General features: G+C 68.6%; 22 protein-coding genes and 2 pseudogenes. 14 read left to right on the top strand and 10 right to left on the bottom strand.

Going from position 1 to position 20,473, the window contains the following annotated elements:
- Window positions 1-88 precede the first annotated feature (88 nt).
- The 3 genes and pseudogenes from AB0I81_RS62560 to AB0I81_RS62570 form a co-directional block, all read left to right on the top strand.
- Window positions 89-400 (top strand): hypothetical protein, encoded by a 312-nt coding sequence (locus AB0I81_RS62560; RefSeq protein WP_360680072.1) that lies wholly within the window; start codon window positions 89-91, stop codon window positions 398-400.
- Window positions 286-708: a group II intron maturase-specific domain-containing protein gene (locus AB0I81_RS62565; RefSeq protein ID WP_360679998.1), complete on the top strand. Its 423-nt coding sequence runs from the start codon at window positions 286-288 to the stop codon at window positions 706-708. The genes AB0I81_RS62560 and AB0I81_RS62565 overlap by 115 nt, the downstream gene beginning before the upstream one ends.
- Before the next feature lie 839 nt (window positions 709-1,547).
- A pseudogene (locus tag AB0I81_RS62570) lies at window positions 1,548-1,886 on the top strand (hypothetical protein); the annotation flags it as partial.
- Window positions 1,887-1,972: 86 nt separating this feature from the next.
- Here AB0I81_RS62570 and AB0I81_RS62575 read toward each other — a convergent pair.
- Complete coding sequence (locus AB0I81_RS62575) at window positions 1,973-3,571, bottom strand: serine hydrolase domain-containing protein (protein WP_360680001.1); 1,599 nt, start codon at window positions 3,569-3,571, stop codon at window positions 1,973-1,975.
- Between the two features lie 165 nt (window positions 3,572-3,736).
- Here AB0I81_RS62575 and AB0I81_RS62580 point away from each other — a divergent pair, with 165 nt between their 5' ends.
- Window positions 3,737-4,483, top strand: a complete 747-nt coding sequence (locus AB0I81_RS62580; protein WP_360680004.1) for a TetR/AcrR family transcriptional regulator — start codon at window positions 3,737-3,739, stop codon at window positions 4,481-4,483.
- A 396-nt stretch (window positions 4,484-4,879) separates the two neighbouring features.
- On the opposite strand, the gene AB0I81_RS62585 is transcribed toward AB0I81_RS62580, so the two are convergent.
- Entirely contained in the window at window positions 4,880-5,020 is a 141-nt protein-coding gene (locus AB0I81_RS62585) for a hypothetical protein (protein ID WP_360680007.1), read from the bottom strand.
- 110 nt (window positions 5,021-5,130) lie between these two features.
- On the opposite strand from AB0I81_RS62585, the gene AB0I81_RS62590 reads away from it, so the two are divergent.
- The gene (locus AB0I81_RS62590) at window positions 5,131-5,271 is read left to right on the top strand and encodes a hypothetical protein (RefSeq protein ID WP_360680010.1); all 141 of its coding nucleotides are present in this window, start codon (window positions 5,131-5,133) and stop codon (window positions 5,269-5,271) included.
- A 49-nt stretch (window positions 5,272-5,320) separates the two neighbouring features.
- Here AB0I81_RS62590 and AB0I81_RS62595 read toward each other — a convergent pair whose 3' ends face one another.
- On the bottom strand, window positions 5,321-5,767 hold the full coding sequence (locus tag AB0I81_RS62595) for a hypothetical protein (RefSeq protein ID WP_360680013.1): 447 nt from the start codon (window positions 5,765-5,767) through the stop codon (window positions 5,321-5,323).
- 275 nt (window positions 5,768-6,042) lie between these two features.
- Here AB0I81_RS62595 and AB0I81_RS62600 point away from each other — a divergent pair.
- Window positions 6,043-6,194 (top strand): annotated as a pseudogene (locus tag AB0I81_RS62600) (IS5/IS1182 family transposase); the annotation flags it as partial.
- A 154-nt stretch (window positions 6,195-6,348) separates the two neighbouring features.
- Here AB0I81_RS62600 and AB0I81_RS62605 read toward each other — a convergent pair.
- The 3 genes from AB0I81_RS62605 to AB0I81_RS62615 form a co-directional block, all read right to left on the bottom strand.
- Entirely contained in the window at window positions 6,349-6,708 is a 360-nt protein-coding gene (locus AB0I81_RS62605; RefSeq protein ID WP_360680015.1) for a darcynin family protein, read from the bottom strand.
- Window positions 6,709-6,947: 239 nt separating this feature from the next.
- Window positions 6,948-7,331, bottom strand: coding sequence for a hypothetical protein (locus tag AB0I81_RS62610; RefSeq protein ID WP_360680018.1), 384 nt, complete (start codon window positions 7,329-7,331; stop codon window positions 6,948-6,950).
- 210 nt (window positions 7,332-7,541) lie between these two features.
- Window positions 7,542-8,120, bottom strand: a complete 579-nt coding sequence (locus tag AB0I81_RS62615) for a TetR/AcrR family transcriptional regulator (protein WP_360680021.1) — start codon at window positions 8,118-8,120, stop codon at window positions 7,542-7,544.
- A 60-nt stretch (window positions 8,121-8,180) separates the two neighbouring features.
- On the opposite strand from AB0I81_RS62615, the gene AB0I81_RS62620 reads away from it, so the two are divergent.
- Together AB0I81_RS62620 and AB0I81_RS62625 are read left to right on the top strand one after the other, a co-directional pair.
- Window positions 8,181-8,888: a siderophore-interacting protein gene (locus AB0I81_RS62620; RefSeq protein WP_360680024.1), complete on the top strand. Its 708-nt coding sequence runs from the start codon at window positions 8,181-8,183 to the stop codon at window positions 8,886-8,888.
- 158 nt (window positions 8,889-9,046) lie between these two features.
- Entirely contained in the window at window positions 9,047-9,625 is a 579-nt protein-coding gene (locus AB0I81_RS62625; RefSeq protein WP_360680027.1) for a TetR-like C-terminal domain-containing protein, read from the top strand.
- A 146-nt stretch (window positions 9,626-9,771) separates the two neighbouring features.
- Here the strand turns inward: AB0I81_RS62625 and AB0I81_RS62630 are convergent, their stop codons facing one another.
- The gene (locus AB0I81_RS62630) at window positions 9,772-10,851 is read right to left on the bottom strand and encodes an alpha/beta fold hydrolase (RefSeq protein WP_360680030.1); all 1,080 of its coding nucleotides are present in this window, start codon (window positions 10,849-10,851) and stop codon (window positions 9,772-9,774) included.
- Window positions 10,852-11,627: 776 nt separating this feature from the next.
- Between AB0I81_RS62630 and AB0I81_RS62635 the strand changes: the two genes are divergently transcribed.
- The gene (locus AB0I81_RS62635; RefSeq protein ID WP_360680033.1) at window positions 11,628-12,605 is read left to right on the top strand and encodes a pyridoxal-phosphate dependent enzyme; all 978 of its coding nucleotides are present in this window, start codon (window positions 11,628-11,630) and stop codon (window positions 12,603-12,605) included.
- 220 nt (window positions 12,606-12,825) lie between these two features.
- The gene (locus AB0I81_RS62640) at window positions 12,826-13,935 is read left to right on the top strand and encodes an acyl-CoA dehydrogenase family protein (protein WP_360680036.1); all 1,110 of its coding nucleotides are present in this window, start codon (window positions 12,826-12,828) and stop codon (window positions 13,933-13,935) included.
- A gap of 121 nt (window positions 13,936-14,056) precedes the next feature.
- Here AB0I81_RS62640 and AB0I81_RS62645 read toward each other — a convergent pair whose 3' ends face one another.
- Together AB0I81_RS62645 and AB0I81_RS62650 are read right to left on the bottom strand one after the other, a co-directional pair.
- Window positions 14,057-15,310, bottom strand: a complete 1,254-nt coding sequence (locus AB0I81_RS62645; RefSeq protein WP_360680039.1) for an FAD-dependent oxidoreductase — start codon at window positions 15,308-15,310, stop codon at window positions 14,057-14,059.
- Window positions 15,311-15,432: 122 nt separating this feature from the next.
- Window positions 15,433-16,086: an HXXEE domain-containing protein gene (locus AB0I81_RS62650; protein ID WP_360680075.1), complete on the bottom strand. Its 654-nt coding sequence runs from the start codon at window positions 16,084-16,086 to the stop codon at window positions 15,433-15,435.
- 92 nt (window positions 16,087-16,178) lie between these two features.
- Between AB0I81_RS62650 and AB0I81_RS62655 the strand changes: the two genes are divergently transcribed.
- The 4 genes from AB0I81_RS62655 to AB0I81_RS62670 all read left to right on the top strand — a co-directional run bounded on the left by AB0I81_RS62655 (window position 16,179) and on the right by AB0I81_RS62670 (window position 19,955).
- On the top strand, window positions 16,179-16,997 hold the full coding sequence (locus AB0I81_RS62655) for a helix-turn-helix domain-containing protein (protein WP_360680042.1): 819 nt from the start codon (window positions 16,179-16,181) through the stop codon (window positions 16,995-16,997).
- A 521-nt stretch (window positions 16,998-17,518) separates the two neighbouring features.
- Window positions 17,519-17,887: an SDR family NAD(P)-dependent oxidoreductase gene (locus AB0I81_RS62660; protein WP_360680077.1), complete on the top strand. Its 369-nt coding sequence runs from the start codon at window positions 17,519-17,521 to the stop codon at window positions 17,885-17,887.
- 110 nt (window positions 17,888-17,997) lie between these two features.
- Window positions 17,998-18,882, top strand: coding sequence for an aminoglycoside phosphotransferase family protein (locus tag AB0I81_RS62665; RefSeq protein ID WP_360680080.1), 885 nt, complete (start codon window positions 17,998-18,000; stop codon window positions 18,880-18,882).
- 83 nt (window positions 18,883-18,965) lie between these two features.
- Window positions 18,966-19,955, top strand: coding sequence for an aldo/keto reductase (locus tag AB0I81_RS62670; protein WP_360680045.1), 990 nt, complete (start codon window positions 18,966-18,968; stop codon window positions 19,953-19,955).
- A 73-nt stretch (window positions 19,956-20,028) separates the two neighbouring features.
- Here the strand turns inward: AB0I81_RS62670 and AB0I81_RS62675 are convergent, their stop codons facing one another.
- Window positions 20,029-20,334, bottom strand: a complete 306-nt coding sequence (locus tag AB0I81_RS62675) for a DUF1330 domain-containing protein (protein WP_360680048.1) — start codon at window positions 20,332-20,334, stop codon at window positions 20,029-20,031.
- Between the last annotated feature and the right edge of the window lie 139 nt (window positions 20,335-20,473).

Genomic DNA, 20,473 nt, shown 5'->3' on the forward strand with positions numbered 1-20,473 from the left:
ACATCTCCGTACTTTCCCGCCGCAACCGCTCACCCCGCCGGTAACCCAACGTGACCTCGAAACAGAAGTTGCCCATTGCGTTGGAGGCGTGATCAGTCCGTTGCTGTTGAACATCGCGTTGCACGGGCTGGAGGAAGCCGCAGGAGTCCGTTATCGCCAGGCTGCCGGTGTTCGCTGCGGTGAGGCGATGCCGGGCTCGCCGCTGGTGATCCGCTACGCGGATGATCTCATCGTGTTATGCCACAGCCAGCGGCAGGCGCAGCAGGTCAAGGCAGCGGTGGCGGAGTGGCTGACACCCCGGGTCTGGCCTATAACGAGGGCAAGACCCAGATCGTCCACCTGTCCGCAGGGTGTGACTTCTTGGGGTTCAACGTCAGACGCTACGGCGACAAGCTGCTGATCAAACCATCGGACGCGGCTCTCCGGCGTATCCGGGAACGGCTCCGCACCGAGATTCACGCACTGCGCGGGTCCAATGCGGCGGCGGTCATCGCTGCGCTCACCCCGATCATTCGGGGGTGGGCAGCCTACTACCGGGGTGTGGTGGCCAAGAAGTCGTTCAATTCTACCCGACTGATCCGGGTGATGCTGGGAAGGGCGGGAGCAGCCCTGACAACGCCGGGACGCGCCAGCACTGCCAGATGGTACGGGTCCGGCAAGCGGGATGGAGAGGAGTACGCGAGGAACCGGCGTGTGACATCCCCTTGATGCGGCACCGGCTCGAAACCTGGTGGATCTTGGCCGGGGGCGGCGCGCACCCGTCGAGCATGTGGGCGGGGAATTCCCGAGGCGGTGGGCATGAGCTGCCAGGGAGGCTGCGAGGAAGATCTGCGGCGTACTCGCAGCGAAGCCTGATTTGTCGGGCGACCACCCGGCGCGAGCAGTTTGCCCCACGGGCAGTCCCAGACCCCGACCGTCACCAAGATGGCGTCGAACGGGCCCAGGTCATCAACCGCGTGTTCGGCGTCGCCAAGAACCACCTGTACCTGCGAGTAGCCGGTCTGGGTTCGGATGCGGGCCAGCGTCCTGGAGCCGGTACCCGTACGGCGGACGCCCACCGAGAAACCGGCCTTCGGTCGCGGTGATCGCCGCCATCGCCGCCCGCACCCGGATCTTGATGCGGTTCCGCTCCCCCTTCGACAGCCCGCCGAATACGCCCATGATCATGTCGTGAGCCTCGTTCACCCGTCTGCCGGACCGGCTGCGCCACACCGGCCGGAGCCGCTCTGATCACGGCAGACGATGCCCAGCACACCGTTCACGCCGGGGATGAGGAAGCGCTGCGTGTACTGACCGGTTGGGCCGACAGCTGGCGGGCCCAGGGTCGTCCCGGCATCGACCGCACACGACCCGTCCTCCAGCGTGACGACGACGGCTGGCTGGTGCGCATCGCTCTCTGACCTCGACCCACGAGGACGGCTCTCATGAGATCCCGTTGAAGCGCGTGCCTTGCTCTATCGGCCCGGCGGCGCTGAGGTCGTTGACCAGGTCCATCTGGTCAACGCCACCTATGAGGACCGACCCAAACGGCTCGGACCTCCCAGCTCGAAGACCCGCGGTGGGATTGCGCCATCACCGCAGCGGACGTGCTCGGCGAGATCGGACCGCCTGCCGTATCCGCATTACCGAGCCTGCGCCCATTGCTCGGCCACAACTACGAATGGGTCCGTCTCCACGGTGCCGCCGAGCTCTGGGAGATCGGCGGCGAGGCCGAGTCATCGACGGTCCTGAACACGCTGCACGAGGTGTGGACAGAGAATCGGTCCGCAGCCAACAAAGTCGCAGCGTGCCTGAACCGGATGGGTCCCGCAGCGAAACCGTTCCTGCCGCAACTCCACGAGGAACTGCAGCGGGTCAGTCGCGCCATCATCCAGCGGCTCACCTGACGCGCAGCACGGGCGGTTGGTGATCGGCATTCCGCGCCTGTGGACACCTGGGCGGTGTACACGGGCACCAACTGCTGTCTTGGCTGTTATTGGGGTGGGAGGCAGGGCGCGCCGAATGCCGCTTCGACGATCTGGTTGCAGGCTGCATACCAGTCCCGGTCGGAGTTGGTGTGGATTGAGATCATGTGTTCGCCGTCGGGGGTGCCCAAGGTCACGCTGGCTGAGCCGAGTTCCACGCCGGCCACGACGTGCAGCATGCGTCCATCGGCCAGCGCCCACTTGGACACGCCGGTGCCGTACCAGGTGTTGGGTAGCCAGTGCCTGGTGGGCACTGTGCTCCACATCGCGCGATGCTGCGCGGGGGGCAGCAGGGTCCCTGTGATCAGCGCTCTGGTGAACCGGAGCATGTCGCCGGTGGTCGAGATGACGCCGGCGGCGGACCACCCGAAGAAGGTCTTGTCTGTGACATCGACCGGATCGGCCTCGGGGTCCTCCAGAAAGGACTCGTAGTTGTCGGCGGTGAGGCTGTCCGGATCGACGCCGTCCTTAATGAACTGCTTCGAGTACACCTTGGGGTGCGGCCCTCTGATGCCCGCCTCGGTCAGGGGTGGCGCGTAGGTGCCGGTCAGCCCGAGCGGCCGGATGACGGTCCGGTCGACCTCGTCCTGGTAGCTCCCGCCGGTCACTTTCTCGATGATCGCTCCGGCGATGTGGTAGCCGCCGTTGCAGTAGGCGAAGTCTTCACCCGGCGCGTACATCGGCGGGATGGCCAGTTGGAGCTTCAGCAACTGGTCAACGGTCCAGACGTCGAAGCGGTGCTGGGAAAAACCGGCCCGGGTGTGATACTTGCGCACGATATCGACATCCAGGCCGGTGATTCCCAGGCCGCTGGTGTGGGTGTGCAGATGCCTAATGGTGATCTTGCTGCCGTCGTTGCCGTTGCCGCGGACCACGCCGGGCAGCCATTCTTCCACCGTGTCGTCCAGGCTCAGCCGGCCCTCGGCCTCCAGCGTCAGCATCGCGGCGGCGGTGAACGCCTTCCCGGCGCTGCCGGGATGGAACCGCTCGCCAGGTTCGCGGCGGCGGCGAGACTGGAGGTCCGCGACCCCGGCCGAGCCGAACCAGGTGCCGCTCTCGTCCTGGACCTCGGCCACGATGCCGACCAGGTCATGGCCGGCCACAGTCTGCTCCAAGGCCGCCTGCACTCGCTCATGCCTGGCGTTGATGGAATTGGACATGGTGCACTCCTTATAAGTGAGGTTTTCTCCGCTCCAGATCGAGCGGGTCGGTCGTTGCTGTTCACGACTGGTCGAGGTGGACAACGCGGGACGCTCTTCACGCAAGCCGTACAAGCTCGTCGGGTGGATCGAAGGGGAGGTTCCGCGGGGGGTTCGGAGGGCGGTTGGGGATGGGTGGCGTGTCTCAAGCCGGGATCTTTTCGATGCGCTCTTCTTGTACGGCTGCGCACCAGCGGTGGTACTACGGCCCTTAATGACGAGGATGTCCAGGACAGCGGCGGCCAGGACGAGGATCAGGGCGGCGACGCCCGCCACGATCGCAATCGGCACGTTGATCAGGATGTGGGCGTCGGTGATCCACTGCAGTTCCTGAGCGCTGGCGCCGAGCTCCGAGGTGAGCGATGGGATCGCCACCAGCGGCACGTGGTTATCGATCACTAGCACCATGGTGCTCAGGCAGAGCACGACCAGGATCAGCCAGCGTTGGGGTTCCGTTCCGTGACAACGCCCTCCTCCTCCTGAACGTTGTTCTATATAATGCACACCGTACAGTGCCATTGAACACCGTGCAAGAAGTTTGAATGGTGTACATTGCTCGTGAAGGAGATGGAAGTGGCAGACAAGTATTCGTCGGTGTGGACCCGGCCGCCTCGGCGTCAGCGCGATCAGCCGCAGCTGAGCAGGGAGCAGATCGTCGCGGAGGCCCTCAAGCTGCTCGACGAGGAGGGCATCGACGCGCTGAGCATGCGACGCCTGGGAAGCCGGCTCGGGAGCGTCGCCACCGCCATTTACTGGCATGTGGCCACCAAGGACGACCTCGTGGAGCTCGTCATCGACGAGATCTACGCCGAAGCGTGGCTGCCGGAGGACAGGGTCGATCCCGCCGAATGGCGGCAGACGATCTTCAACGTCGCGCACAGCCTGCGGTCGGTCATCCACCGCCACCCCTGGGTCGCCTCCGCGCCGGGCCTGGCGGGACTCGGGGGCCTGGGCCCAAACCTGACGGGAATCGCGGAGCGCCTGCTCGGCGTCTTCGTCGATGCGGGGTTCACCTTGCGCGAGGCCGATCACTGCCTGAACGCAGTGTTCGGATACGTCATGGGGATCGCGGTTTCGGAGGCCACGTCGATCAACCAGTTCAAACGCAGCGGCCTGACCAGGGAAGAGTGGACCGAGCGGGAGATCCGTCCCGTGACCGAGGATTTCGAGGAACGGTACCCCCATCTGGCCGAGCTGTACTCAACTCTCGGCGACGCCGTCCCGGAGACGGTCAACCGGGACAACTTCGACTACGGTCTCGACCGGATCCTCGACGGCCTAGAAGGACGGCTACCCTTCAGCTCGCCGCCGGACGCCTGATCTGTGCGGATCGTGTCAGGAGCGATGCTGCAGGCGGCGGCCCCCGCGGTGCAGCAGGCCGCGACCCGGGAGGATCGATCCCAACGGCACGCTCGGCTCGGTCCTGCGGTCCGCCTCCGCAATCTGGTCATCGGCCTGACCCGCCTGATCGGCTGAACCAACATCGCCGCCGCCATCGACCACTGCTCAGCCATCCTTCGGACGGGCTGCAGCTACAGAGGTTGAAATTTCGGGGTGTCATGTCGATCTCGGGTTCGTGATCAGGCCGGTGTGTGCCAGGAAGGCGTCCAGGAGGTCGGGGCGGTACTGCATCTGCTTGAGCCGACTGCGGATGATCGCGGCGAGGTCGTCGAGGGTGCACGGGGCCAGGTTGCCCAGGCCGCGTTTGAGGTTGGATCACACCGTCTCCACCGGGTTGAGTTCGGGCGCGTAAGCCGGCAGGTGGAACACCGTCAGCCACGGGCGCTTGTCGATCAGGTGGCTCTGGGTGTGATCGGTGAGCCAGAGGTCGAGGTGGGCTTGGGTGCAGGTCGCCAAGGTCAGCTCGCGTGCTTCGAGCCAGTCCAGAACGGCCGCGGCGGCGGTGACGTGCTGGCGGACGTTCCTGGCCTGCTGGTGGGAAACGGTGCGACGGCTTCACCTGCAGCGTGAGCAGGCCGTACCAGCGCATCGACTACGTCATGACCTCTCGCGACATCAAAACGGCCTCGGTGGCCGTCATCGGCACCGAGGCCTCCGACCACTTCCCCATCGTGGCCGACCTCGAACTCCCCCACCCCTCGCCCTGACCTCCGTCGCCCGCCGTCTCTCGCGACGGCGGGCACCGAGCGGTCCGGATCAGATGACGCCGCTCTGCCCGACGCAGCTCGTGACACCGTTCCTACCGGCCAGCTTCACGAAGACCCGATGCGCCAGCGGCCGGGTCGCCGAGATCGCCCTGCTGCCGGAGTTGCCCGTGATCACGGTCGCCAGGAACTCGGCGTCCGGAAGGCCGCCCCGATCCTGGACGAGGCTGACCTTGACCGTGGTGGGGCCTCCGGAGGCCGTCCAGTGGACACGGCTGAAGCGGTGCCCATACGTCGTGTCGATGTAGGTGACGGTCACCTTCAGCTTGTAGGACCCCTTCGCACAGGTCGCGACAAGGGCCTTGGCTGCCGACGTGGTCACCGACGCCGCCGGCGCGGACGCCGACGCGGACGCGGGCACCGACGCCGACGCGGGCGCGCCCATCATGGCCACGGCCCCCATGGCCCCGACGACGACCGCGGTGCGCATGATCTTCATATGGTTCCCTCCGTTGATTTCCCGTCGAGGTGGGACCATACGGAGACGCGGTATGGCGGAGGTATGTCGCCCTTACCGCCGGATCCCGTACCGAATCTCTCTACGGGCCGGATCACCGCGCTCCAGGCCAGAACCTGGACCGTGTTGCCACGGCTGTCGCCCACCCGGCTTGCGTCCGACATGGCCAGGGCGAAGTGATAGCCGGCCGGGTTGACCGCGTAGCCGGCGATGCCCAGCGGGATCACCACACGCAGTCGCAGCCGATGCCTGCCCGCGCGAAGATCCGGGCCCGCGGTGAGGAGCGATCGCCACACTCAAGACCTGGAAGATCCTGGCCGAGCTGCGCTGCTGCCCGCGCCGAGCGACCGCGATCGTGCAGGCCATCCTCGTTCTGCACCACGTCGAAGCCAACCGCTACGCAGAATGAAGGGTCACTGATCAACCTCGATCGCCGTCACGCACCGCCCAACGAGCCGATCACCTGCTGAGTGCCGTTGCAATACTGGGTGGCCAGTGCCGAATCGCGGTTCGTCTGACGGCCGTCTACCACGCCGCGCCGGTAGGCGATCACCCGGCGATGCTCAGGCGTTGTTGGTCGCCAGAATGTCGGTGTCGTAGTGCTTGGCGTATGCGTTCTCGACGCCCACGAGGATTTCGACGATCTCGAAGTAGTGGTCCCAGAAGGGCGTCTCGCGTAGCGCCTCGATGACCAACTGGAAAGCCTCGTGATCGCGTGCCTCCCAGACCCAGATGTCGGTCACGCGGGCGGTGTAGAACTCGGTGTCGTAGTAGCGCCAACGTACGTCCTTGGCCTTGTCTTCGATGGCGGGCAGAACGCTTTCCTGGAAGGCGGCGACGCGCTCCGGCACGGATAGCTCCAACCAGGCGCGATTGGTCTTGAGGAGGATGAACGCTGTTACGGCGGGCTCGAAGTCGGACATGGAAGATCTCCTCGCAGGGTGCTGGATGGTGGTCACGATGCGGTGCCGTGGGCTCCGCTCAGGATGTCCTCGACCGGGCCGGGCCGGTCGGATCCCAGCTGGGAGGCTCGCGCGTGCGGGTGCCCGTGGCTCCTGCGGCGAAGACGTGCATGACTTCCCCTTACCAGTTTCGGTTCACTGTGCATCGAAACCATAGAAGGTTTCGATGCACAGTGTCCAGTTATTCGGTGGGGCAATAACTAGTCAGGCTGTCTCGTTATCACGGCGGGATGACCGAGGCGAAGGGCCGCGGCGGCCAGCCCCTCAGCGAGCAGGCGCGCGAGGCCGATCTGCACGCCGTCGACGACCTGCTGCTCGATCGAGGACGAGAAGACCTCCCGCTCGACGAGCGGGCCGGCCCGTTGCGGGGAACGGTGCGCCGAGTCGGCGGAGGCTGGCTGAACCTCAAGGGTGACGACTACTGCCAGCGGGTTCCGATCGAGGCGCGCGACAGTGAGCCGGGCACCGAGCCCCGGGATAACGTCTTCGAGTCGCCGTACCTGTCGCGCAGCGGCGTCATCGGGCTCACCGATATCACCGGAGGAGCTGCTCAGACGGTCGTCACGATCGGCGAACCCGGCCATTATCGGGTACGGGCGCGCCGCCGTACTGCCGCCGGTGAGGGCTTCGAGGGGGCGCTCCGGTTCTGGGTCGCTCCGGTGAACTCGCCGGTCTGGTCGGTGAACTCGCCGGTCTGGCCGGTTCGGGTATCGAGATGCACGCACACGGGAGCCGCCGAGGGCGGCTACTGCGGACCGGATGCAAACATGCGGATCACGGTACGCCCCAACACCTCAGCCGTCGACCGTGTTCCCCGGGCTGACTTCCGCCAGGAAGATGCGGGCCAGTTCGACCGGGTCGAGCCGGGCCGGGTCGCGTCCGCTGAGCACCCAGAAGAACATCGGCCCGATCAGCAGCCCGGTAGCCCGGTCGTGATCGGCCCCCGGAGCGACACGGGAGACGACGGCCCGCGCGGTGTCGCCGAGGATGTCGCGGCCGGCGAGCAGCGCGGCGACCTCCGGGTCGTGCTGTGCCTCGCCGAGCAGGGCCCGGTAGGCGGCCCCGGCGTGCGAGCGGGTCAGGAAGCGGCGCAGCGCCTCGAGGTAGCGGGTCACATCCTTGAGCGGGTCGTCGACCGGCGGGACGGTGAGCTCCTCCTTGGCGTCGTCCACGCATGCCTCGAACAGGATCTCCGCCTTGGTCGACCACCAGCGGTACACAGTCATGCGGGAGACCCCGGCCAGCTCGGCGATGCCCTTCATCGTCATCGCCGCGTAGCCCACCTTGACGAGCAGGTCGTCCACGGCCCAGAGGACGGCGGCCCGGGCCAGTTCGCTGCGCGGGCGGCCACCCCTGTCCCGTTCCTCGCCCATGGGGTGTAGTGTAACCGCCGAGTTTCGATACACCGTGCCACCTAACTCGCGAGGAGTGTCATGCGCAGGCTCAGCGACACGTTCCTGACCGAGGCCGTCGTCACGCAGGCCGTCCCGCTCGGGGGCCGGATGCGGGCGGTCACCCTGGGCGGCCCCGCTCTCGCGGGCCTGAGCACCAAGCCCGGTCAACAGGTACGGATCCAGGTGCCCGCCCCCAACCGGTTCGTCGACCGCCTCGGCGGGATGCTGCGGACGTACTCGATCTGGGATTACGACGGGGAGAGCCTGCAGTTGCGCGTCTTCGACCACGGCGACGGCCCCGGTGCGCGGTGGGCCCGCGAGGCCCGGGCCGGCGACGTCGTGCACTTGATGAAGCCGCAGGGCGACTTCGTCTGCCGGCCCAGCGAGTACCACCTGTTCGCCGGAGACGACACGGCCTCGGTCGCGTTCGGCTCGATGATCCGCGGCCTGGCCGTCGACGCCCCCGTGTACACGGTCGTCGAAGTGGACACCGAACACGAGCAACTGCCGCTGCCCGACGGTACCGTCTGGCTGCACCGACGGGGCCGGGCCGCGGCCCGGTCGAGCGAGCTGGTCGCGGCCGTCGCCGCGCTCGACCTGCCCGACCGCCCCGGCACCGCCTACCTCGCCGGCGAGGCCGGCACCATCCAGATGATCCGCTCCCACCTCATCCGTGACCGGGGCTGGAACCGCCGCGACGTGCTCACCAAGCCGTTCTGGGCGCCCGGCAAGACCGGCATGGACTAGCGGGTGCGTGGGCGACGAGCGCGTCGGCACGGGACGTGCCGGCCGCTGCGGGGATAGTCTGGTTGCTGGGCACGGCCACGACATAGCCGATCCGTTGATCTTCCAGCCAGCGACGGAAGGATCGCGAGGGCCTGCTCACCGACGCCCTGGCCGAACATATGGCGACGGACATCCCCGTGCCCGATACCGGCTCGATCGAGACCGACCTGCAGGCGCTGGCGCGCTCGATCAGCGAAGCGTTCACCAGCCCGACCGGGCAGGCCATCCTCGCCGCGATGTTCACGGGGGCAGCCCACCTTCCAGAGATCGCCGCCGCCCGGCGTCACGTGTTCGACGACCGGCTCACCAGAGCCGAGCCGGTGCTGAGGCGTGCGACCAAGCGCGGCCGGCTTCCCGAGGGCACCGATCCCGCCGAGGTGCTCAAGACCCTGGCCGCGCCGATCTACCTGCGCCTGCTCATCACCGCGGAACCGGTCGACGAGACGACCGCCGACCAGGCGGTGCACGTCACGCTCGCCGCCGCGCGCGGGCGTCCTGCGGGCGGGGCGAGACACGAGCTCGATCTTGGGCCTGGCTACTACATATGCCCACGCGTGACGCTTGGGAACAGACAACAGTTGCAAGCTATTGCCCGACTCGGCGGCCATGGGGAAGACCCAGAAGCTGTCTTTGAAATGCAAGACAATCATTCGATCACACTGAAACTGCGAACCCGACAAGATCTTCCGGCGGAGTAGTGTCCTTCCGTCCAATCGACACCGAACGTGACTTCTCCGGTCACAAGCTGCTGGCGGTCGCCAAGCCTTGGCTAGCGGGGTGCGGCACCTGGTGAATCTGAGCACTCCGTTCTTCTGCCTCCGGGGGCTCACAGAGCTTATGTGGATCAGGCCCGCCCGCCCCGATCCGCCGCCCGCGCCTTCGCGCACGTCTCGGCGATGGCCTTGATGATCAGCTCGGGCTCATCGATCTGGATGTTGTGCGCGGCTCGCTCGGCGATGATGAGCGTGCTGTTCTCGGACAGGCTGGCCAGATCCGCTTGAATGCGTCCCCAGATCCGGTTGTAGCGCTCCGCCACATCTGACGGCCTGTTGGCGAAGTACTCGTAGTAGTAGGTGCCCGGGGCCGGGTGCGGGGCCCTGGAGATGACCGTCAGCGGCAGATCGCCCAGATGTGTACGTTCGGCCTCCAGGGCCTTGACCACTCCTGTCCGGCCGAGATCCTCCATGACCTCGGCGCGACGCTGCCCGCTGGTCAGTTCCAGCGCCAGGCCCAACTCCACCATCCCAGCCGGGACTCGCTGCCGCATTCTGCGCAGTAGTTCCGGCTCCTGCCCCCGCAGGATCGCCAGACGCAGCCGCGCGCGAACGAGGCCGCAGGGCACCAAGGCGTAGGTGAGAGCCCTCTGCCAGTGCTGCAGGGACCCGTATCGTCGCCAGCCGAATTCGTCGGCCATCCACCTCATGCGCTCAGAGGGCGCATCAACCAGCACCATTCCCGCGACCTGGTCAGGGTGACGAGCCGCGTAGACGCGCGCGATCTCTCCGCCCAAAGAGTGACCGACGAGCAGGAACGGGCCGGGCTCCCCGGAAGCCTCCAGCACCTCATGCAGCTCATCAGCCAGCGCCGGGGAGCCGCGCCACTCCCACCATGGAGCGGCCTGGCTCCAGCCGAGTCCCGCCCGGTCGTACTGCCACACCCGCCGGCTGGGAACCAATCCCTGCCGCACACGGATCCAGCCCAGGCCGTTGTCCGTCATGCCGGGCAGGATGACGACGGTCGGCCCCGCCTCGCCCTCCGCCCACACGTGGACACGGCGGCCTCGAACGGTGATGAGTCGGCCAGGCGGAGAGAAGCGCCGAACGTCGGCACGCTCAGCCACCTTCTGATATAGCGCGCTGATGGCGCCTGCTACTGCGGTGACGGCCGTGGTGGCAAGGGCGAGGGTGGTCCAGCGAGGCGTCATGCCATCCCATCCAGCTTCTCGTCGTGCCTGTCCGTGACGGGCTCCCTTCGGATTCGAAGGTAGGCGCGGCCAGCGCTGCTGTCTGCCCCCAGCCAGCCTGTCGCGGGTACCCGGGCTGCCGGTGCCACCTCAGTCTGTGGCCAGTTCGATGGACCGCATGCCGTCGGCCTGTCCATGATGCAGCCTGCTGAGCGCCTCGTTCGGCACGATCCTCGAAATACGTCGGTTCTCCAGAACGGCACCCAACGAAGGCGAAGGACAAATAGCCCGATACCCGGCAGCGCAAACCTGCTCATTTCGATTACGCCAGCGGCCCCACCGATGTGCCGGGCGAGCATGAACTCGGCCGTCTGCGGCTCGCGGAAGGCGGTCGAGAATCGAGAAAATGCAGGTCGGATGGGGTGTGGAGTGGTAGGCCGCCCGAGGCTCGAACCCGGAACCTACGGATTAAAAAGTCCGTGAATGCCGTTGCCGAAAATGTCCAAGAATGCCACCCAGTGTTCGCCGGTGCCGTTGGCCGAAGAGCATGTGACGAGCATGGGAATGCGGGACCCGCGGCCGCCTGCCATAGCTTGTGGTGAGCCCTTGACCGTTCGATCTGTTCGCTATGGCCGTCCTGAGACCGGATCGTCGAGCCAGCCCCGGGTGACACCCGACAGAAGGTCATGGCGGAATGGGTGGCGGGTGGAACACGCCCGGCTTGACCGCCGACTCGTCCAAGCAATGCTCAAGCCGTTACGTATCTTATCTGCATCTGGGCCTGACATGGTGGGACGGTGAATTGGAACACCCGAGCGCTCGAAGTGCTGGCGGTGGGTGAGCCCACCCCGCTGATTGACTTCCCGGTATCGGCGCCCGGGATCAGGCTGCTGCTGAAGGATGAGTCTGCGCAACCGACGGGGAGCCTGCGGCACCGGCACGCCAGGGCACTGTTCCGCCGGGCCGTGCTCGACGGGTTGGTCACCGAGGGGGTGACCGTGGTGGAGGCGACCGGCGGCAATGCAGCCGTGGCGCAGTCCTGGTTCGCGCGGCGGCTCGGGCTGCCGTACATCGTGGTCATGCCGGGCGAGCGCAGCCGAGCGCGGGCGCGGCCGGTGGAGGAACTGGGCGGGGAATGCCGATTCGTGACGCCGCCACTCGCGATCTACAACGCCGCACGGGAGATCGACGGGCACTTCCTGGACCAGTTCGGGCGGGCCGTGCCGCACGACCTGGCGGAGGAGTTGTTCGGGCAGGTGCGGCCGGACTGGGTGGTGACGGGCGCGAGCACCGGCGTGACGTCGGCCGCCCTCGGCCAGTGGATCCGGGCCCACGGTGAGGCCTGCCGGGTCGCGGTGGCGGATCCCGAAAATTCGGCCTACTTCCCGGGATGGACCCTGGACGTGCCCGACTACGGCACCGGGATGCCCTCGCGGATCGAGGGCATCGGACGGCCGCGCGTCGAGCCCGGTTTCCAACCCGACCTCGTGGACCTGGTCGTCCCCGTACCCGACGCGGCCAGCGTGGCGGCGGCCCGGCACATCCGTGAGGTGACCGGACTGCCAGTTGGCGCCTCGTCCGGCACCGCGTTGTGGGCGGCGCTGGAACTGGTAGAACGCATGTGCGCCAGGGGCGAGACCGGCACGGTGGTGTCGCTGATCGGTGACGCGGTCGATCGACATCTGGTGACCTGTCATGACGACAGGTGGGCCGCCGGGAAAGGGCTGGACGTCGGACGGTACACGGGCACTCTGCGGCAGCGCACCAGCCTGTGACCTGCGCCGGCGCGTCCTGGGGGGCAGCCCGCGTTGGAAGACCGGCAAGGTTGATAGAGCTGTGATCTTGTTCGTCTGTCGTGTTCGTGCACGTCTCGCTACGGTTTGTCTCGTTTCGTTAACGGGATGAGCCCAGAGGCGCGGCCGGCGCTGGGCGGTGTGAGCCGGTCCGGTCCACTCGCCGAGTGGTTTGTCCCGCACGGGGGAAATGGGAGACGACATGCGTTTTCTGGAGCGGGAACGTGCCACCGTGGCGCGGTTGCTGCCGGGGTTGGACGAGAGCCTGCGGGCGGTATCCCTGATGGAGTTGGAGGGCCCGAGCGCCCCCGGCATCGAGCTCTTCCGCGACAGCGGCGGCCCCGGGCTGGTGGTGCCGACCGCCTACCAGGGGCGGGGAGCCACCGCCCTGGACGCCCTGCGGGTGCAGCGCGCACTGGGCAGCAGGGCCCCGTCGCTGGCCGTGGCCACCACCGTGCACCACTTCTCGATGGCCACCATGGCCGCTCTGATCCCCGACGATGGCATGCAGGCGATGCTCATCGAGGGTGTGGCCTCCGACAACAGGCTCGTGGCGTTCGGCTTCGCCGAAGACCGTTCCGGCTCGGGAGTCCTCTCCCCCTCGATGACGGCCACGGAAGGGGACGACGGGCCGCGGATCAGCGGGACGACGCGCACGCGCGGCCTGGCCCAGTCGATGGACCTGCTCCTCGCCGGTGTCATGGCCCCCCGCGGGGACGGCACGGGTGAGGAACCGGCGCTGGCGCTGGTGCCCGCGGAAAGCGAGGGTGTGAGCGTCGGCGGGGCGGGGACAGAGAGTGAGCAGGTCACCCTCGACGACGTCGAGGTGCCGCCGGAGCTGCTGGTACGCACCTCGGCCCTCAACGGGCAGCTGGACGCACTGCTGACCGCGGGCTTCGCCTGGTACCAGTTGCTGATGACCGGCAGTTACCTGGGGGCCGCCGGCGCACTGGTCGAGCGGGTGCTGCTGCTCGACAACCAGGTTCCCGAGTCCGAGCAGGTCCCGCTGCTGGTGGAGATCGAGGGCGCGATGTCGGCCGCGGAGGGCGTCGCCCGCCGGATCGACGACGGCGGTCCGGACGAGTCGACACTCGCCGACTCGCTCTACGTCCGGTACTGCGTACAGGACGCCCTCTCCCGAGTGGTCCCGCGCGCGGTCGAACTGCTCGGCCACCTCGACTCCACGGCATCCGACGAGGTCGGCCACCTCGCCGCCTGCGCCAACGGGCTGGCCCTGCATCCGCCGGCACGGTTCCGGATGACCGGTCCGTTGGCGGCGTACCTCGTCGCCGGGCCGCTCACCATCGCCTGATCCCATCCTGTCGGGACGCCGGAGCTCGGAGCGGGACCAGGGCGGTTTCGAGTTTCGGGGGTATCAGGGCATTTCCTGTCGTGCCGGTTCTTAGGCGGGATGGGGAGGGCGTTCGGATAGGTCAGCCGCTGGTGGCCGGCTCGCTCTGGGTCGGTGGGCGGCGGGCGAAGGCGGGCGCCGGTTCGGGGCGGATGCCGACGCCGACGAGGCGGGCGGGCACGGCCGACAGTTGCGGGAAGCGCTTGATCAGGGTGATCATCGCCGTGGGCGGAGTGGGGCTGGTGCCGGCCAGGACCGGGCCGAGCACCCGGCGGTGCAGCAGCCGTTGCAGCGCCTGGGTGGCGGCGGTGGGCAGGTGGCGGCGTTTGCGGACGGCGTCGAGGTCGCGGCCGGTGACGCGGCGTTCCAGCAGGGGTGTGGCCAGGATGCGGGCCGCGGCCACAGCGTCCTGCACGGCGAGGTTGATGCCGACGCCGCCCAGCGGGGACATGGCGTGGGCGGCGTCGCCGATGCACAGCAGTCCGGGCTGGTGCCAGCGGCGCAGCCGGTTGAGCCGTACGTCCAGGTACTTGACCTCGTCCATGGAGCCGAGGGCCTGCACGGGGCCGGCCAGCTCGGGCATCAGGCCGGCGACGTCGCGGCGCAGTGCCTCGATGCCGCGCTCGCGCAGGAGCGCGTCGCTGCCCTTGGGGCCGAGATAGGCGACCTGCAGGAAGTCCTTCCGGGGAATCGCGATGAGCATCTTGCCGGGCGCGGTGCGCGGGAGCAAGGAGGGAACGAGGTCTGCGTCGGGGAAGGGAACCTTGAACCACCAGGTGTCGGAGTTGAGCGGGTACTCGCGGGCCTGCAGCCCCGCTTCGCGGCGGGCCAGGGACCAGCGGCCGTCGCAGGCCACCGTCAGATCGGCGGGTAGTTCTCCGTCCCCGTCGGGGTCCTGGTAGCGGACGCCGGTGATCCGGTCGCCTGCTCGGAGCAGGCCGGTGACCTCGGTGCGCAGGCGCAGGGTGAAGGCGGGCTCGGCCCGGCCGGCCTCGGCCAGCAGGTTGAGCAGGTCCCATTGCGGGACCATCGCGATGTAGGGGTGGGCCAGGTGCAGGCGGGTGAAGTCGGCCATGGTCAGGGTGGCGCCGCCGGGCAGGGGAAAGGTCATCCGGGAGATCTTGCTGTGCGGCAGGGCGGCGAAGCGCTCGCCGAGGCCGAGGTCGTCCAGCAGGTCCAGGGTGGTCGGGTGCACGGTGTCGCCGCGGAAATCGCGCAGGAAGTCGGCGTGTTTCTCCAGCACCGTCACCTGCACCCCGGCGCGGGCCAGCAGCAGCCCGAGCACCATGCCGGCGGGGCCGCCGCCGATGATCGCGCAGGTCGTCGTTTCGGTCACTGGGCTTCTCCCGTTCTTACGAGGGTTTGGGGCGGGCGCGCGCGGAGGGGTTGGGCGGACACGCGGCACCGCGTTGTCCCAGCGGCGGCCGGTGTGGTGACCACGGCGCGGGCGGATCGGGGTCAGGGGTTCTCCGGCGGAGCGTGGTGGCCGAGCTGGTGGCGGGTGAAGGCGTAGGGGCTGTTCTTGTCGTAGAAGCCGATGTTGGGGCCCACGACCCCGACCACGGCGAACCCGACCGCGTAGGCCACCCCCTTGGCCATGTCCGAGCGGGTCACGCCGCCCTGCTCCTGCTTCAGTGCGCGGAAGTAGGCGATGCCGAGCGGCAGGTGCAGCAGGATCGAGGCCAGGAAGCCGGGACTGTAGCGGTCGCCCGCCCTGCGGGGAATGATGATCCCGTGGCCGACGACCTGCGTCATGCCGAACAGCACAGGACCGATGCCGAGCCACTTGACCTTGGGAAACAGCGCCGGAGCCAGGTAGAAGGGGTAGGCGAGGACGGTGTTGACGCACAGCGTGCCGTGCGCGTTGAGCGGGTAGCGGGCCGGATCCTCGCTGCCCAGCATGCCCTTGTTGAACTGGCCGGGGAAATAACCGGGGTCCTGGTACTCCTCGTACTGGTGGACCAGCAGCGCCCCCCAGTTCAGCATCGAGATCAGCCGCGTGTTGGACGTCTTGCCCGCCGCCAGCGCGGCGGCGCCGCCCAGTGCCATGGCCAGGACGCCGCCCACGCGTGGCCAGTGCTTGCGGTAGGTCTCCAGCGAGAACTTGCCCATCACCGAGCTTCCTCCCAGTCAGAATGTCCGAGGCGCCACACCAAGTTGATACCATGGTTTGGACTACATTAGATACGGTTTCAGGGGGTGCGGTGGTCGACGAGGTTCCGTCCGAGCTGGTCCAGGCCGCGGTGCGGGCGGCCGAGGCGGCCGGCCGCGATGTCGCGGAAGTGTCGCTGATCGCGATCGCGCAGCAGGCCGGGATCTCGCGCAGCACGCTGATCCGCCGCCTGGGCGGCACCCGCGCCGCCCTGGACGAGGCGGTGCGCCGCGCCGGTGTGGACCCCGGCCGCCGCCGCCCGGTCCACGATCGCGCCCTGGAGGCCGCCGCCGCCCTGATCGGCGAGCACGGCCTGGCCGCGGTGACCATGGAAGGCGTCGCAGCCGCCGCGCGCTGCTCCACGGTCAGCCTGCACACCGCCTTCGGCGGCCGCGACGAACTCCTGCGGGCGGTGTTCGAACGCTACAGCCCCATCCTGGATCTTGAGGAGCTGATGGCCGACCCCGACGCCGACCTGGCGAACACGGTACGCGCCATCCACCTGACGCTGGCCCAGGCCCTGACCCGCGAGCCACGCATCGCACCGGCCTTCCTCGCCGAAGTCCTCGCCCGCCCGGCCGACCCCGAAACCCGGGCCCTCGGCCGCCGGCTCATGGCCCGCATGTTCACCGGCGTCGGCCCCTGGATGCGCCACCAGATCGCCGCCGGCCGCATCCGCGACCTCCCCGCCCCTCTCCTCGTCCAGCAGATGGTCTATCCCGTGGTGCTGCACTTCCTGCTGCGTCCCGTCCTGCAGGACACCCCCGATGCCCTGCCCGGCCCCGACGCCCTGCCCGGTCCCGAACAGGCCTGCGAGGTCTTCACCCAGACGTTCCTCCACGCCGCCGCCACGAACCCACCCACGTCCTGACGGCTTCGGGCGCGGGTTGGCCAGGTTGACCGCGTACCCGGCCCAGCCGACCCGGCGGCGGACAGCGGGCGTTGAACGCCGGTCGGCTCAGGACGCCGTCTCCTCCTGGTCATGCTCGTTGGCCACGCCCTCCAGCATGGTCAGCCGGGGGCTTCAGGGCGCCTGGTCCCACACGCCGCGCGGGCGGGGTCGTCGATCGCGAGGTCGCCGCGCTCGGCGATCCGGCGCAGGCGTTCGGCCAGTTCGTGCCGGGTAAGGCACGCGTCATCAGCCGCGTCTACGACCCCTCCCGCGACGCCGCCGAGCACCTCGCCTCATGTTCAGCTCCTGTGTTGAGAATCGGGGCCCCTGGAGGCGACGGGGTGTGCTGCTGATGGCATCCGGCTTGCCGGTGGGGTTTCTCGGCGCACCTCTACGCCGTCAACCAGTGCACGGGTGACACTTGGCGCAGGTGGACGAGCACGTCGAACGCGTCGGGCAGGGATGCGACGAGCAAGCAGACCGCACACCGGAAGATCGCACTGGTCACCGGAGCAAACAAAGGCATCGGCCGCGCGGCCGCCGGGCAACTGGCCGCGCTGGGCATGACCGTCCTGATCGGGGCCCGGGACGTGCGGCAAGGTGAGGAGGCCGCCGCGGCGTTGCGGGCGGGGGGCGGCGACGCGCACACGATCGTCCTGGACGTCACCGACCAGGCCACCGTCAGGGCGGCCGCAGAGCAGATCCAGGAGCGGTTCGGCCACCTCGACGTGCTGGTCAACGCCGTCGCGCCCGGCTACGTCGACACCGACAGCGACAACGCTGGGTGGCACCACCCCGGCCGCCGCGGGCCGGGTCAAGGAGTTGCGCCCAGGCGCGGCCGGCGCCGCCTCGCTCGCCTTTCGCGGTGAGCGGGAGCCGTACCATCCCTCAGGCTGGACATTCCCGGCCTTCTGACCAGTACGGGGTGACAGTCTTGATCAAGACCTGCACCGTTGCCGAGAGGAAGCACGACGTGATCATGCATGACGACCAGGTGGACGTGCCGGCCGAGGTGGTGGCCGCCCTGGTCGAGGAGCAGTTCCCGCAGTGGAAGGGCTTGGAGGTCCGTCCGGTGCGGTCGGCCGGAACGGTCAACGCGATCTTCCGTATCGGAGACCACCTGGCGGCGCGCTTCCCCTTGCGCATGGCCGACGCCACCCGATCGGCTCTGGAGCGAGAGGCCCGCGCGAGCGCGGAGCTGGCGCGGGTCTCGCCGTTCCCCACCCCCGAGCCCGTGGCCATGGGAGAGCCGGGTCTTGGCTACCCCATGCCGTGGTCGGTCCAGACGTGGCTGCCGGGAACGCCCGCCACGGACGCCGATCCTGGCGGGTCACCGGCCTTCGCGGAAGACCTCGCGACCTTCATCGCCGCCCTGCGGAGCGCTGGGACCAGGGGAAGGCGCTTCAGCGGCACAGGCCGCGGCGGCGATCTCACCCACCACGACGCCTGGATGGAGAAGTGCTTCACGGAGAGCGAGAGGCTGCTGGACGTGCCTCGGCTCCGCTGCCTCTGGAGCCGGCTGCGGTGGCTGCCGCGCGAGGACGCCGACGTGATGAGCCACGGCGACCTGATCCCCGCGAACGTGCTGGTCTCCGACGGCCGACTCACCGGAGTCCTCGACGGCGGCGGTTTCGGCCCTGCCGATCCCGCACTGGACCTGGTCGGCGCCTGGCACCTGCTGCGGACCCGTCCCCGCGAGGTGCTCCGGAGGAGCCTCGGCTGCGACGAGCTGTCGTGGGAGCGCGGCATGGCTTGGGCGTTCGTCCAGGCCATGGGCCTGGTCTGGTACTACGTGGACAGCAATCCTGCGATGAGCGCGATGGGCCGCAGGACGCTCGACCGCATCCTGGCATCGGCCCCGTGACTCCTGTCCGACGCCATCCGATCGACCAGAACGACACGATGTCCGGCAGGACGCCGGAATCGTACAAGAGGGAGACATACCACATGCGTACTCATCGGCTCGGACGCGGCACGGTGCGGGTCACCGAACTGGGCTTCGGGGGCGGGCCGCTGGGCGGCCTGTTCGAACCGCTGGACGACGACACCGCGGCGCGGGCACTGGAAGCCGCCTGGGACTCGGGAATCCGCTACTTCGACACCTCTCCGCACTACGGCATCGGGCACTCGGAACGCCGCATCGGTGAGCTGCTGCGCGGCAAACCACGGGCGGAGTTCACACTGTCGACCAAGGTCGGCCGGCTGCTGGTCCCGCAGGATCCGCAGGGCCGGATGGACGAAAGCTTCGCCGTCCCCGCCACCCACCGCCGGGTGTGGGACTTCTCCCGCGACGGCATCCTGCGCAGCGTCGAGGACTCCCTGACCCGCATGGGCGTCGACCGGATCGACGTGCTGTACCTGCACGACGCCGAAGAGCACTTCGAGGCCGCCCTGCGCGACGGCTACCCGGCACTGGCCGAGCTGCGCTCCCAGGGCGTGGTCGGCGCCGTCGGCGCGGGCATGTACCACCCCGGCAAGCTGACCCGCCTGGTACGGGAGACCGACGCGGACGTGGTCATGCTGTCGGGCCGCTACACGCTGCTGGACCACTCCGCCCTGGACGAACTGCTGCCCGCGTGCGTCGAACGCGGAGTGTCCGTCCTGGCCGCCTCCATCTTCAACTCCGGCCTGCTGGCGACCGACCGGCCCGCCGAGGGGGCGCGGTTCGACTACGCGCCCGCCGACCCGCGGCTGGTGGAGCGGGTCAACCGGATCGCGGACGTCTGCGAGGCGCACGGCGTGACCGTCCCCCAGGCCGCCATGGCCTTCCCGCTGCGGCACCCCGCGGTCGCGGGCATCGTGGTCGGTACGCGCTCAGCGCAGGAGGTACGGCGCAACGTCGCCGCGTTCTCAGCGCGCATCCCGCCGGAGTTGTGGTCCGACCTGCGCGAGGAGGGACTGCTGGACGAACGCGCCCCGGTAAACCCGGTGCCGTGAGGCGCCCGGCAGCCTTCTTACCGGTCTGCACCTACGGGAGGCCGTCCTATGGCTCCGAAGCCGGGCCCGCCGGTCAGTCGATGCCTTCGATGATGCGGAAGTCGCGCACGACGCCGTCCGGGAGGGCCACCAGCGCCTTCTGGTATGCCTCGCTCTCGTATGCCGCGACGGCCTGTTCAAAGCTGTCGAACTCGATCAGAACGACGCGCTGCGTGATTCCGGCCTCGTGGGCGACGACTCGGCCGCCACGGGACGGGATCCGGGACAGGGTGCGCCCACCCCCGGCCTGGACAGCCGGACCGGCCAGCTTGTCGTAGGCAGTCAGCCCCTCGGGGTCGGAAATGGCGGGGTAAACACTGACCCAGTAGCCCTTAGCCATGGAAACCTCCTGTGTTGGGCCGGACACGTCCGGCTTCGAATGGACACTCAGATCGATCGATCCCGGCGACGGGTACCGCGATCAGTTGAATCGTCATATGCGCAGGTTAGGGCTTGATGTGCGGTCGAGGGAAAGACCG

The organism is Nonomuraea sp. NPDC050404, from assembly GCF_040655495.1.
Lineage (GTDB): Bacteria > Actinomycetota > Actinomycetes > Streptosporangiales > Streptosporangiaceae > Nonomuraea.